This window comes from Streptomyces sp. NPDC051987 (assembly GCF_040680735.1).
Lineage (GTDB): Bacteria > Actinomycetota > Actinomycetes > Streptomycetales > Streptomycetaceae > Streptomyces.
Genome location: NZ_JBFAXI010000148.1, coordinates 1 through 12,775 on the forward strand (window position 1 = coordinate 1; position 12,775 = coordinate 12,775).

Sequence of the window (12,775 nt, forward strand, 5' to 3'; positions counted from 1 at the left end):
CACGTGCCCGCACAGCGCGGTGAAGCAGGAAGCCCCCGGAAGGGTCAGACGACCCAGGCTGGAATCCCTGGACTTTAGGCCAGGGAGCACGTCAAATCATTCACACCAACCTCCGGGCTTGACCACCCGGGCCGCGGAGTCACGGGCGGCCGCGGCGGTCTGGGCGGTGGCGTAGGCGTGGCCGGCGGCGCGGATCGTGTCGGCGCCCGCGAGGCCGGCCTCGGAGCGCGCCACCGTGGCGTCGCCCCGGCCTCCGCCGCCGCCAAGTGGAACGCGATCAAGCGACTGCGTGGGCACCCACTCCGGCGGCCAGGTGGGCTGACAGGCCCTCAACTCGATGTGTTTCCCGGCCGGGACCAAGGTGGCCACCGAGCACGGCAGCAAACCGATCGAAGAGGTGAGGGCGGGCGAAAGGGTCTGGTCCGAGAACCCCGAGACCGGACAGCGCCGCCTGCGGCGCGTCGTCGGGGTGACCCAGCGCACCACCGACGCCCTGGTCTCCGTGGACATCGGCGGGGAAACCGTACGGGCCACTCCGGAGCACCCCTTCTGGGTGACCGGGAAGGGGTGGACGGGGGCCGAGTCGCTGCACCCCGGGGACCGGCTGCGCACCCTGGACGGCACCGACGCGCCCGTCAGGTCGGTCCGGCGGGCCCCGGTCCGCACCCAGGTGTTCAACTTCGAGGTGGAAGGTGATCACACCTACTTCGTCGGCGGACCGCGCGTACTGGTGCACAACGCCTGCACACTGTGGCCCAACACGATGTCCGCCACGCTCGACGAGGAACTCGCACTGGCCGAACGGCTGGGCGTGCGTCCGGCGAAACCGGGCACCGCGGACTGGGACAAGTACATCGACATGGACGGCGAGCCCATCAAGTGGGCCGTGCTGCAGGACGGGGACCTGGTGATCATGCCGAAGATGGTGCAGGGGCGGGAGCTCTCCCACCCGGTGCTGAGCGGAGGCGCGGCGGTGCGGGCCGCGGGCGAGGCCGAGATCGCCGGCGGGAACGGCCAGTACTTCGGTCTGCGCATCGACAGCCACAGCGGCCACTTCTTCAAGCCGGGCGACCCGTTCTGGGCACCCGGCGGCGGAGCGGAACAGCTGGGCAAGGAGATGTTCGAGGCGGCCGGGGTGCACTTCGGATGAGTGGTCTCTTCGACGGACTCGACAGGCTGGACCTGGACGCGCACGCGCGTCGCTGGTCGGCACCGGAAGCGCTGCGCACCGACGGCGCGGTGAGCGAGTGGATCGGCGCCGCGCAGATGTTCGCCGCCCGCATCCAGCAGGACCCGGCCCGGCTCACCGGTGACCAGTGGCGGGCGGTCGCCGAGGCGTGGCCCGCCCTGCTGGCCGCCGCCGAGCGCGCGACCGGTGTGCAGCACAACGAATGGCTGTTGCGCGATCTCTGGCTCAGGGCCTCCCTGCTGAAGGAGCTTACGGAGACCGGCTCGGCACCGGACGTCCCCCTGCTGCAACCGGGCCCGATTCTCGACCGGGCCCTCGACGCCATGCCGACGGACCCGGACACGGCCGCCGCGCTCGCCCCGCGCTGGCGGGAGCTGGACCGCGCGCAGGTGCTCTCCCTGCGCATGGTCCGCCGGCTGCTCGGACCCGCCCGAGCGGTGGCGCCGCTGCTGGCGGACCACCCGCGGCGGGGCGAGTTCGAGGCGTGGGAGCGGATCGCCGACAGCCTGCCGTAACCCGGCGGCGAGAGCAGCCGAGGGCGCCCCCTGCCACAGGAGGCGCCCTCGGTGTCGTGCAAGGTCCCTTATCGGGGCGTCACTTGTTGATGCCGCCGATGTGGTGGACGCGGAGCATGTTGGTGGTGCCGGCGACGCCGGGGGGCGAGCCGGCCGTGATGATGACGGTGTCGCCCGGGTTGAAGCGGCTGATCTTCGCGATCTCCTGGTCGACCATGTCGACCATCTCGTCCGTGGTGTTCACGAACGGCACCACGTGCGACTCCACGCCCCAGCTGAGGGTGAGCTGGTTGCGGGTGTTCTCGTCGGTGGTGAAGGCGATGATCGGCTGCTGCGCACGGTAGCGGGAGAGACGGCGGGCCGTGTCACCGGACTGGGTGAAGGCCACCAGGCCCCGGCCGCCGAGGAAGTCGGCGATCTCGCAGGCCGCGCGGGCCACCGAACCACCCTGCGTGCGCGGCTTCTTGCCCGGGACGAGCGGCTGCAGGCCCTTGCTGAGCAGCTCCTGCTCGGCCGCCGAGACGATCTTCGACATCGTCTTGACGGTCTCCACCGGGTACGCGCCCACGCTGGACTCGGCGGACAGCATGACCGCGTCGGCGCCGTCCAGGATCGCGTTGGCCACGTCGGAGGCCTCGGCGCGGGTCGGGCGCGAGTTGGTGATCATCGACTCCATCATCTGGGTCGCCACGATCACCGGCTTGGCGTTGCGCCGGCACAGCTCGATCAGGCGCTTCTGCACCATGGGGACCCGCTCCAGCGGGTACTCGACGGCGAGGTCGCCACGGGCCACCATCACACCGTCGAACGCCATCACGACGTCCTCCATGTTCTGCACCGCCTGCGGCTTCTCCACCTTGGCGATGACGGGGACCCGGCGGCCCTCCTCGTCCATGATCCGGTGGACGTCGTCGACGTCCTTGGCGTCCCGGACGAAGGACAGCGCGACCAGGTCGCAGCCCATGCGCAGCGCGAACCGCAGGTCCTCGATGTCCTTCTCGCTGAGCGCGGGCACGTTGACGGCCGCACCGGGCAGGTTGATGCCCTTGTGGTCGGAGACGACACCGCCCTCGATGACGATCGTCCGCACCCGCGGACCCTCGACGTCCACGACCTTCAACTCGACGTTGCCGTCGTTGATGAGGATCTGGTCGCCGCGCGAGACGTCGCCCGGCAGGCCCTTGTAGGTGGTACCGCAGATGGTCTTGTCGCCCGGGACGTCCTCGGTCGTGATGACGAACTCGTCACCGCGCTCCAGCTCCACCGGTCCCTCGGCGAAGGTCTCCAGGCGGATCTTCGGGCCCTGCAGGTCGGCGAGGACGCCGATGGCACGGCCGGTCTCCTTGGCGGCGGCCCGGACGCGGTCGTACCGCCCCTGGTGCTCGGCGTGGGAGCCGTGGCTGAAGTTGAACCGGGCCACGTTCATACCCGCCTCGATCATGGCGACGAGCATCTCGTGGGTGTCGACCGCGGGGCCGAGAGTACAGACGATTTTCGAACGGCGCATGGGGCGATCCTATCGGTTTGTTTCGCTACGGAATATTCCGTCTGGTGGAAGATACAAATGGGCGCTAATGTGCTCAGCTGTTAATTCCGCCCGGTCCCGATCCGGTACCGACGAGCGCGTACGTCTGGGTCGCGATCTCCAGTTCCTCGTCCGTCGGCACCACCGCGACCGCGACCCGCGCCCCGGCGGGGGATATCAGACGTGGCTCGTCCGCCCGTACGGCGTTCAGCTCCGGGTCGACCGCGAGACCCAGCTGCTCCAGGCCCGCCACGGCGGCCGCGCGCACCGGGGCCGCGTTCTCGCCGACGCCCGCCGTGAAGGCCACCGCGTCCACCCGGCCGAGGACGGCGCAGTACGCGCCGATGTACTTCTTCAGGCGGTGAATGTAGATGTCGAAGGCGAGCCGCGCCTCGTCGTCGCCCTCGTCGATCCGGCGCCGGATCTCCCGCATGTCGTTGTCACCGCACAGACCGAACAGACCACTCCTCTTGTTGAGAAGAGTGTCGATCTCGTCCATGGACATTCCGCCAACCCGCGTCAAATGGAAAATGACGGCCGGGTCCAGATCGCCGGAACGGGTGCCCATCACCAGCCCCTCCAAGGGCGTCAGCCCCATGGAGGTGTCCACGCACCGGCCGCCCTCGACGGCCGACGCGGACGCGCCGTTGCCGAGGTGCAGCACGATCACGTTCACCTCTTCGGGTGTCCTTCCCAGCAGCCGCGCGGTCGCCCGGGACACGTACGCGTGCGAGGTGCCGTGGAAGCCGTAGCGGCGGATCCGGTACCGGTCCGCGATCTTCGGGTCGATCGCGTAACGCGCCGCCGACTCCGGCATCGTCGTGTGGAACGCCGTGTCGAAGACCGCCACCTGCGGCAGGTCCGGGCGCAGCGCCCGCGCCGTGCGGATGCCGGTCAGGTTGGCCGGGTTGTGCAGCGGGGCGACCGGGATCAGCCGTTCGATCTCGGCGAGCACCGCGTCGTCGATCACCGTCGGCTCGGTGAAGAACATCCCGCCGTGCACCACCCGGTGCCCGATCGCGGCCAGCTCCGGCGAGTCCAGCCCCAGCCCGTCCCGCGTCAGCTCCTCCGCCACGGCCTTCAGGGCGGCCTCGTGGTCGGCGATCGGGCCGTCCTGTTCGCGGGTGTCCCCGCTGCCGAGGCAGGTGTGCCGGAGCCGGGAGGTCTGTTCGCCGATGCGCTCGACCAGCCCGACCGCCAGCCGGCTGCTGTCCCGCATGTCCAGCAGCTGGTACTTCACCGACGAGGAGCCGGAGTTGAGGACGAGGACACGGGTCGCACTGGGGGTCACTGGGCGGTTGCCTTCTCGCTCGGGGCCGCGGCCGGGGACACGGCCGGACTCTGGGCCTGGATCGCCGTGATGGCGACGGTGTTGACGATGTCCTGGACGAGTGCGCCCCGGGACAGGTCGTTGACGGGCTTGCGCAGCCCCTGCAGCACCGGCCCGACCGCGATCGCGCCGGCCGACCGCTGCACGGCCTTGTAGGTGTTGTTGCCGGTGTTCAGGTCCGGGAAGATCAGCACGCTGGCCTGCCCGGCGACCTCCGAGCCCGGCAGCTTGGTGGCGGCCACGGACGGCTCCACGGCCGCGTCGTACTGGATCGGCCCCTCGATCTTCAGGTCCGGCCGGCGGGCGCGGGCCAGCTCGGTCGCCTCCCGCACCTTGTCCACGTCCGCCCCCGAACCCGAGGTGCCCGTGGAGTACGACAGCATCGCGATCCGCGGCTCCACGCCGAACCGGGCGGCGGTGACGGCCGACTGGACCGCGATGTCGGCGAGCTGCTCGGCGTTCGGGTCGGGGTTGACCGCGCAGTCGCCGTATACCAGCACCTTGTCCGCGAGGCACATGAAGAAGACGGACGAGACGATCGACGACCCCGGCGTGGTCTTGATGATCTCGAAGGCCGGACGGATGGTCGCCGCCGTGGAGTGCACCGACCCGGAGACCATGCCGTCCGCGAGACCCTCCTGCACCATCAGGGTGCCGAAGTAGTTGACGTCGGAGACCACGTCGTAGGCCAGCTCCACGGTCACCCCGCGGTGGGCGCGGAGCAGGGCGTACCGCTCGGCGAAGCCGTCGCGCAGCGGGGAGGTGGCCGGGTCGATCAGCTGGGCGTCGCCGAGGTCGACACCCAGGTCGGCGGCCTTCTTGCGGATCTGGTCGACGGGGCCGAGCAGGGTGATGTCACACACCCCCCGGCGCAGCAGCACCTCCGCCGCGTGCAGCACCCGCGCCTCGGTCCCCTCCGGCAGCACCACCCGGCGCTTGTCCGCACGCGCCTGCTCCAGGAGCTTGTGCTCGAACATCATCGGGGTGAGCCGGCCGGTGCTCGGCGCCGAGACCCGCTTGTTGAGGCCGGCGGTGTCGACGTACCGCTCGAACAGGCCGAGCGCGGTCTCCGCCTTGCGCGGGGTGGCCGCGTTCAGCCTGCCCTCCAGGGAGAACAGCTGGGCGGCGGTCGGGAAGCTGTTGCCGGGCACCGAGATGACCGGGGTGCCCGGGGCGAGGCGGGCGGCGAGGGTGAGGATCTCGTCGCTGGGCCGCTCGTTCAGGGTGAGCAGCACACCGGCTATCGGCGGGGTGCCGGCGCTGTGCGCGGCCAGCGAGCCGACGACCAGGTCGGCGCGGTCGCCGGGCGTCACGACCAGGCAGCCCGGGGTCAGGGCGGGCAGGAAGTTCGGCAGCATCGCACCGCCGAACACGAAGTCCAGCGCGTCCCGGGCGAGCCCCGAGTCGTCGCCGAGCAGCACCTTCGCACCGAGCGCGTGGGTGATCTGGGCGACCGTCGGCGCGGAGAGCGCGGGCTCGTCCGGCAGCACGTACACCGGCACCGGCAGCTTCCCGTCGATCCGCTCGGCCAGCTGGTCCCGGTCCTCGCGGGCGACCCGGTTGGCGATCATCGCCAGCACGTCGCAGCCGAGCCCGTCGTAGGCCCGGAAGGCGTTCCACGTCTCCGCGAGCACCGACTCCGCGCTCTGGTCGCGGCCCCCGACCACCGGGATCACGGAGGCGCCGAACTCGTTGGCGAGCCGGGCGTTGAGGGACAGCTCGTCGGCGAACTGGCTGTCGGCGAAGTCGGTCCCCAGGACGAGGACGACGTCGTAGTCGCGGGCGACCAGGTGGAAGCGGTCCACAAGGGTGGCGACCAGTTCGTCGGCGCCGCGCTCGGCCTGGAGCGCCGAGGCCTCGTGGTAGTCCATGCCGTAGACGGTCGCCGGGTCCTGGGAGAGGCGGTACCGCGCCCGTAGCAGTTCGAAGAGACGGTCGGGATCGTCGTGGACGAGGGGCCGGAACACCCCGACCCGGTCGACCTGCCGGGTCAGCAGCTCCATCACGCCCAGCTCGACCACCTGGCGGCCGTCGCCGCGGTCGATCCCGGTCACGTACACGCTGCGCGTCACGTGTGCACTCCGTTCCGTCCTCGCCGTGTCAGAAAAAGCGGGTACAAAAATCGCCCACCGGGGTGAGCGGAACCCTCTTGACAATACCCCTGGGCCTGGTTATGACGCCCGTCGCGGAATCGTCGGTGCCGGGCGCGGCATGAAACAATCGGATCGGCTCACCGGCAACGACAGCGAGCAGGAGACACACCACCATGCGCATCGGAGTTCTCACCGCAGGCGGCGACTGCCCCGGCCTGAACGCCGTCATCCGATCGGTGGTACATCGGGCTGTCGCCCAGTACGACGACGAGGTCATCGGTTTCGAGGACGGCTTCCGGGGGCTGCTCGACGGCCACTACGTCCCCCTCGACCTGGACGCGGTCGGCGGCATCCTGGCCCGCGGCGGCACGATCCTCGGCTCCTCGCGACTGGAGCGGGACCGGCTGCGCGAGGCCTGCGAGCGGGCCACCGACATGGTCGAGGAGTTCGGCATCGACGCGCTGATCCCGATCGGCGGCGAGGGCACGCTGACCGCGGCGCGCATGCTGTCGGACGCGGGCCTGCCGGTCGTCGGCGTCCCGAAGACCATCGACAACGACATCTCGTCCACGGACCGCACCTTCGGCTTCGACACGGCGGTCGGTGTCGCCACGGAGGCGATGGACCGCCTCAAGACGACCGCCGAGTCCCACCAGCGGGTGATGGTCGTCGAGGTGATGGGCCGGCACGCCGGCTGGATCGCCCTGGAGTCCGGGATGGCCGCCGGCGCCCACGGCATCTGCCTGCCCGAGCGGCCCTTCGACCCCGCCGACCTGGTCAAGATGGTCGAGGAGCGGTTCGCCCGCGGCAAGAAGTTCGCCGTGGTGTGCGTGGCGGAGGGCGCCCATCCCGCCGAGGGCACGATGGACTACGGCAAGGGCGAGATCGACCAGTACGGCCACGAGCGCTTCCAGGGCATCGGCACGGCCCTGGCGTACGAACTGGAGCGCAGGCTCGGCAAGGAGGCCAAGCCGGTCATCCTCGGGCACGTCCAGCGGGGCGGCACGCCGACGGCGTACGACCGCGTCCTCGCGACGCGGTTCGGGTGGCACGCGGTGGAGGCGGCGCACCGGGGCGACTTCGGGAAGATGACCGCGCTGCGGGGGACGGACATCGAGATGGTGCCGCTCGCGGAGGCGGTGACCGAGTTGAAGACGGTGCCGAAGGACCGGATGGACGAGGCCGAGTCCGTGTTCTAGGGCTGGGGTTCCGTTTCGGGCTGCGCGTGTGCAGGCGGTCGCTCGCGCCGTTCCTCGCGCCCCTCAGGGGCGCTTGTCCTCCACCTTGTTCCAGAAGTGGCCGACGATCTCCGTCAGGAAATCCCTTCCCCTGGTCTCGGCTGCATCGGCCGTCGGGATGTTCCCCCAGGCCAGGGCTGCGGTCATACGGCCCTGGTAGTCCTCGTGCAGTTCGCGCAGGGTGTCCTCGATCAGGCGTTTGTCGAGGGGGAGCAGCTTGCTCACCTGGCGGACGCAGGCCTGCCAGCGCGTGGTGACCGCGTTGCGCAGCAGCTCCGCCAGTCTCTCCTCCTTGCCGGTGACGGTGACGAAGTCCGGCAGGGACAGGCGGAGCGTGTCGGCGAGGAGGGCGGACTGCCGCTGCGTGCCCTGCCACCCCTCGTCCTCCTCCATCGCGAGATAGGCGCCGAGGTCGAGGCCGACCGCCGGTGCCACGTCCTCCGGGGCCAGCCCCCGGGCGATCCGGTGCTCGCGCAGGGTGCGCGGGCGGTCGGTCAGGTCGCCCGGGGTGCACCACAACGCCCCCGCGAGAGCGATGAGTTCGGGGCTGGTCGGGTTCGTCGCACCCTGCTCCCAGGCACGCACGAGATCCGGCGTGACGTACGGCAGCCCGTAGGACGCCCGCAGGTCGTGGGCCACCTGCTCGGGCCCCATGCCGAGAGCGGCGCGGATGCTGCGGGCGGCGGGGGCGTTGAAGGGGGGACCTGGCTGGTTCGGCAGAGCTGGGGGTCGGCGCACAGCCGACAAGGTACGGGTGCCCGGGGCAATTGACTACGGTCCGTTCGGCCAGGAACACGGATGGTGTGAGCGCACGGACTCGACCGTACGGCCGACCTGTTCATCCCTTGACGCCGCCCCCGAGCGCGAAACCACCTCCCAACCGGCGCGTCACCAGCACAGGGCCCGGGCCGCCGCCCTCACCGCCCCCGCCCCCACCGATAGACCAGCTCAGGCCGCCCCACCTGTCCGTACAGCGGGCTTCGGCCCGCCCGGCCCGCCTCCACCAGGTGTTCCAGGTACCGCCGGGCCGTGATCCGGGAGATGCCCACGCTCTCGGCCAGCGCCGCCGCGGTCAGTCCCTGCTCCGCCTCCCGCAGCGCGACCGTGACCCGTTCCAGCGTGGGCGCGCTCAGGCCCTTGGGGAGGGCCGCCGGTGACGGGGCGCGCAGGGCGGCCAGTGCCCGGTCCACCTCGTCCTGGCCGCTCGCCTCGCCGACCGCCGCGCGGAACTCCGAGTACCGGGTCAGCCGGTCCCGCAGCGTCGCGAAGGTGAACGGCTTCAGGACGTACTGGACGACACCCAGGGAGACGCCCTCCCGCACCACCGCCAGATCGCGCGCCGACGTCACCGCTATGACGTCGGCCTGATGCCCGGCCGCCCGCAGCGACCGGGCCAGCTGCAGGCCGTGCACGTCCGGCAGGTGCAGGTCCAGCAGGAGCAGGTCCACCGGCGTGCGGTCCAGGATCCGCCGCGCCTCCGCGCCCGTGTGCGCCTTGCCCACCGCCACGAACCCCGGCACCCGGCCCACGTACATCACGTGCGCGTCCGCCGCCACCGGATCGTCCTCGACGACCAGGACGCGGATCGGCTCCCCGGCCATCACGCGCCACCCCTCGCCACTGACGCCCGCAACGGCAGCCGTACCTCGAACACCGCACCGCCCTGAGGAGCCTCCGTCACCGTCAGGGTGCCGTCCAGCCGTACCACCGCCTGGCGGACCAGGGCCAGGCCGAGGCCCCGGCCGCCCGGTCCGGCCGGCTTCGTCGAGAAACCGCGCTGGAAGACCAGCTCCGCGTGGGCGGGGTCCACCCCCGCACCCGTGTCCGTCACCCGCATCACCAACTCGGCTTCCTCCGCGTACGCGGTCACCGTCACCCGTGCCCCGGCCGTCCCCTGAGCCGCGTCCACCGCGTTGTCGATCAGGTTGCCGAGGATGGTGACCAGATCGCGCGCCGACAGGCTCTCCGGTAGCAAACCGTCATCCAGCCGGCTCTCGTCCGAGACCACCAGCTCCACGCCCCGCTCGTTCGCCTGCGCGGTCTTGCCCAGCAGCAGCGCGGCCAGGACCGGTTCGCTGACCGCGGCCACCACCTGGTCCGTCAGCGCCTGCGCCAGCTCCAGCTCCGCCGTCGCGAAGTCGACCGCCTCCGCCGCCCGGCCCAGTTCGATCAGCGACACCACCGTGTGCAGGCGGTTCGCCGCCTCGTGCGCCTGCGAGCGCAGCGCCTGCGTGAAGCCGCGTTCCGAGTCCAACTCGCCCATGAGCGACTGGAGTTCGGTGACGTCCCGGAGCGTGACCACCGTGCCGCGGCGCTCACCGCCCGACACCGGGGACGTGTTCACCACCAGCACCCGGTCCGCCGTCAGGTGTACCTCGTCCACCCGCGGCTCCGAGGAGAGCAGTGCGCCGGTGAGCGGAGCCGGCAGGCCCAGCGCGGCCACCGAGCGGCCGATCACGTCCCCCTCCGGGTGCACGCCCAGCAGCTCCCGCCCCCCGTCGTTGATCAGCGCCACCCTGTACTGTCCGTCCAGCATCAGCAGCCCCTCGCGCACCGCGTGCAGCGCCGCCTGGTGGTAGTCGTGCATGTGGCTCAGCTCGGCCGCGTTCATGCCGTGGGTGTGGCGGCGCAGGCGCGCGTTGATCACGTACGTGCCCAGCGCGCCCAGCAGCAGCGCGCCCGCCGCGACCCCCAGCAGCGCCGTCACCTGCTCCTGGGCCCGCTCGCTGATCGCCTCCACCTTGATGCCGGCGCTCACCAGGCCGATCACCCGGTTGTTCTCCTCCACCGGGGTGACCGTGCGCACGGAGTCGCCGAGGGTGCCCTTGTAGGTCTCGCTGTAGGTGTGGCCCAGCTGGGCCGCCTCGATGTGGCCGAGGTAGTGCCTGCCGATCTGGTTCCGGTCGGGGTGGGTCCAGCGGATGCCGTCCGGGGTCATGATCGTGACGAAGTCGACCTCCGTGTCCCGCATCACCTGGAGGGCGTACGGCTGCAGCTTTGCCGAGGGGTCCGCGGTGTGGATGGCCGCGCGGACCGAGGGGGCGTCGGCCACCGACCGGGCCACCGCCGTGGCCTGCCGGGTCGCCGCCTCCTCGGCCTGGTGGCGGTCGCTGACGTACGTGAACAGCGCGTAACCGGCGACCACGACCGCTATCAGCACGGCCTGCATGGCGAACAGCTGGCCGGCCAGGCTGCGAGGGCGGGGGACGGACGGAAAACGCATGTCAGCAGTGTGCCTCCCGGGCCGGGCGTGAACTCAATGAACGGAAGGGTGACCGCCCTCACAGACCGGGAGATAGTCACGGCATCCCCCACACTCCCCGGACGTGAGCCGCACGCCGGTCGTACCGACGAAGACGTCAAGGAGGCGAGCCGTGACGACGACGCCTACGGCACCATCCGCCGTGAAGAGAGACCGCACCCACTACCTGTACATCGCGGTGATCGCCGCGGTCGCCCTCGGTATCGCGGTCGGCCTCATCTGGCCCGACGCGGGGGTGCAGCTCAAGCCCCTCGGTACCGGTTTCGTCAACCTCATCAAGATGATGATCTCGCCGATCATCTTCTGCACGATCGTGCTCGGGATCGGGTCCGTGCGGAAGGCCGCCAAGGTCGGTGCCGTCGGTGGCATCGCGCTCGGCTACTTCCTGGTGATGTCGCTGGTGGCGCTCACCATCGGCCTGGTGGTGGGCAACATCCTGCACCCCGGTGACGGGCTGCACATCACCAACGCCCTCAAGGCCACCGGACACGCCCAGGTGGACTCCGAGGCGCTCGGTCCCGTCGACTTCGTGCTGTCGATCATCCCGACCACGTTCGTCTCCGCCTTCACCGAGGGCCAGGTGCTGCAGACGCTGCTGATCGCGCTGCTCGCCGGGTTCGCGCTGCAGGCCATGGGGTCCGCCGGACAGCCGGTGCTGCGGGGCGTCGAGCACATCCAGCGGCTCGTCTTCCGCATCCTGGGCATGATCATGTGGGCCGCGCCGATCGGTGCGTTCGGTGCGATCGCCGCGGTGGTCGGGTCCGCCGGGCTCGACGCGCTCAAGAGCCTCGCCGTGCTGATGCTCGGCTTCTACATCACCTGCGCGCTGTTCGTCTTCGTGGTGCTCGGCGCGGTGCTCCGGGTCGTCTCCGGGCTCAACATCCTCGCCCTCTTCAAGTACCTCGCGCGCGAGTTCCTGCTGATCCTGTCCACCTCCTCCTCCGAGTCCGCGCTGCCGCGGCTCATCGCGAAGATGGAGCACCTGGGCGTCAGCAAGCCGGTCGTCGGCATCACCGTGCCGACCGGGTACTCCTTCAACCTCGACGGCACCATGATCTACATGACCATGGCGTCGCTGTACATCGCCGACGCCCTCGGTACGCCGATGTCGGTCGGCGAGCAGATCCCGCTGCTCCTCTTCCTGCTGCTGGCCTCGAAGGGCGCGGCGGGCGTCAGCGGCGCCGGTCTCGCCACGCTGGCCGGCGGCCTGCAGTCGCACAAGCCCGCGCTGGTGGACGGCGTCGGCCTGATCGTCGGCATCGACCGGTTCATGAGCGAGGCCCGCGCGCTGACCAACTTCGCCGGCAACGCGGTCGCCACCGTCCTGATCGGCACCTGGACCAAGGAGATCGACCAGGCGCGGGTGCGGCAGGTGCTCGCGGGTGAGCTGCCGTTCGACGAGAAGACGCTGCTGGACGACGGGGAGCCGGTGGTCGCGCCCGAGCTTCCCGAGCAGCGCGAGGAGCTGACGAAGGCCTGAGCGGCAGGGGCGGCAGGGGGCGCTGCTCCGCAGCATCCATGAAGCCGCCGGACGTCCGGCCCGGCCTGAACCCGGGCTCCCGTCCTTGGACGGCTGGTCCATGTACCGCAGCGCCGTCTTGCCGAAGCCGGAACGGACGATCT

The 12,775-nt window shown here is 70.9% G+C and carries 11 protein-coding genes; 4 read left to right on the top strand and 7 right to left on the bottom strand.

The window, feature by feature from the left end; genetic code table 11:
• Positions 1–96: 96 nt before the first annotated feature.
• Complete coding sequence (locus AB0M11_RS39570; protein WP_365713493.1) at positions 97–234, bottom strand: hypothetical protein; 138 nt, start codon at positions 232–234, stop codon at positions 97–99.
• 103 nt (positions 235–337) lie between these two features.
• Here AB0M11_RS39570 and AB0M11_RS39575 point away from each other — a divergent pair, with 103 nt between their 5' ends.
• Both AB0M11_RS39575 and AB0M11_RS39580 read left to right on the top strand, forming a co-directional pair.
• On the top strand, positions 338–1,150 hold the full coding sequence (locus AB0M11_RS39575; protein ID WP_365713495.1) for a Hint domain-containing protein: 813 nt from the start codon (positions 338–340) through the stop codon (positions 1,148–1,150).
• On the top strand, positions 1,147–1,704 hold the full coding sequence (locus tag AB0M11_RS39580; RefSeq protein ID WP_365713496.1) for a hypothetical protein: 558 nt from the start codon (positions 1,147–1,149) through the stop codon (positions 1,702–1,704). Before AB0M11_RS39575 ends, AB0M11_RS39580 begins: the two co-directional genes overlap by 4 nt.
• 79 nt (positions 1,705–1,783) lie before the next feature.
• On the opposite strand, the gene pyk is transcribed toward AB0M11_RS39580, so the two are convergent.
• The 3 genes from pyk to pta all read right to left on the bottom strand — a co-directional run bounded on the left by pyk (position 1,784) and on the right by pta (position 6,631).
• Positions 1,784–3,211 (bottom strand): pyruvate kinase, encoded by a 1,428-nt coding sequence (gene pyk / locus AB0M11_RS39585; protein ID WP_365713498.1) that lies wholly within the window; start codon positions 3,209–3,211, stop codon positions 1,784–1,786.
• A 73-nt stretch (positions 3,212–3,284) separates the two neighbouring features.
• Positions 3,285–4,520, bottom strand: coding sequence for an acetate kinase (locus AB0M11_RS39590; RefSeq protein WP_365713500.1), 1,236 nt, complete (start codon positions 4,518–4,520; stop codon positions 3,285–3,287).
• Complete coding sequence (gene pta / locus AB0M11_RS39595) at positions 4,517–6,631, bottom strand: phosphate acetyltransferase (protein ID WP_365713502.1); 2,115 nt, start codon at positions 6,629–6,631, stop codon at positions 4,517–4,519. The genes AB0M11_RS39590 and pta overlap by 4 nt, the downstream gene beginning before the upstream one ends.
• Before the next feature lie 194 nt (positions 6,632–6,825).
• Here pta and AB0M11_RS39600 point away from each other — a divergent pair, with 194 nt between their 5' ends.
• Entirely contained in the window at positions 6,826–7,851 is a 1,026-nt protein-coding gene (locus AB0M11_RS39600; protein WP_365713504.1) for an ATP-dependent 6-phosphofructokinase, read from the top strand.
• Positions 7,852–7,914: 63 nt separating this feature from the next.
• Here the strand turns inward: AB0M11_RS39600 and AB0M11_RS39605 are convergent, their stop codons facing one another.
• The 3 genes from AB0M11_RS39605 to AB0M11_RS39615 all read right to left on the bottom strand — a co-directional run bounded on the left by AB0M11_RS39605 (position 7,915) and on the right by AB0M11_RS39615 (position 11,113).
• Complete coding sequence (locus AB0M11_RS39605) at positions 7,915–8,628, bottom strand: helix-turn-helix transcriptional regulator (RefSeq protein ID WP_365713506.1); 714 nt, start codon at positions 8,626–8,628, stop codon at positions 7,915–7,917.
• Positions 8,629–8,807: 179 nt separating this feature from the next.
• Entirely contained in the window at positions 8,808–9,491 is a 684-nt protein-coding gene (locus AB0M11_RS39610; RefSeq protein ID WP_365713508.1) for a response regulator, read from the bottom strand.
• Positions 9,491–11,113: a sensor histidine kinase gene (locus AB0M11_RS39615; protein WP_365713510.1), complete on the bottom strand. Its 1,623-nt coding sequence runs from the start codon at positions 11,111–11,113 to the stop codon at positions 9,491–9,493. Before AB0M11_RS39615 ends, AB0M11_RS39610 begins: the two co-directional genes overlap by 1 nt.
• Before the next feature lie 151 nt (positions 11,114–11,264).
• Here AB0M11_RS39615 and AB0M11_RS39620 point away from each other — a divergent pair, with 151 nt between their 5' ends.
• Entirely contained in the window at positions 11,265–12,632 is a 1,368-nt protein-coding gene (locus AB0M11_RS39620) for a cation:dicarboxylase symporter family transporter (protein WP_365713512.1), read from the top strand.
• Positions 12,633–12,775: the final 143 nt, after the last annotated feature.

Coding starts and splice junctions, on each gene's coding strand:
- AB0M11_RS39575 (WP_365713495.1), top strand. CDS start 338: ATGTGTTTCCCGGCCGGGACCAAGGTGGCCACCGAGCACGGCAGCAAA.
- AB0M11_RS39580 (WP_365713496.1), top strand. CDS start 1,147: ATGAGTGGTCTCTTCGACGGACTCGACAGGCTGGACCTGGACGCGCAC.
- pyk (WP_365713498.1), bottom strand. CDS start 3,211: ATGCGCCGTTCGAAAATCGTCTGTACTCTCGGCCCCGCGGTCGACACC.
- AB0M11_RS39600 (WP_365713504.1), top strand. CDS start 6,826: ATGCGCATCGGAGTTCTCACCGCAGGCGGCGACTGCCCCGGCCTGAAC.
- AB0M11_RS39610 (WP_365713508.1), bottom strand. CDS start 9,491: ATGGCCGGGGAGCCGATCCGCGTCCTGGTCGTCGAGGACGATCCGGTG.
- AB0M11_RS39615 (WP_365713510.1), bottom strand. CDS start 11,113: ATGCGTTTTCCGTCCGTCCCCCGCCCTCGCAGCCTGGCCGGCCAGCTG.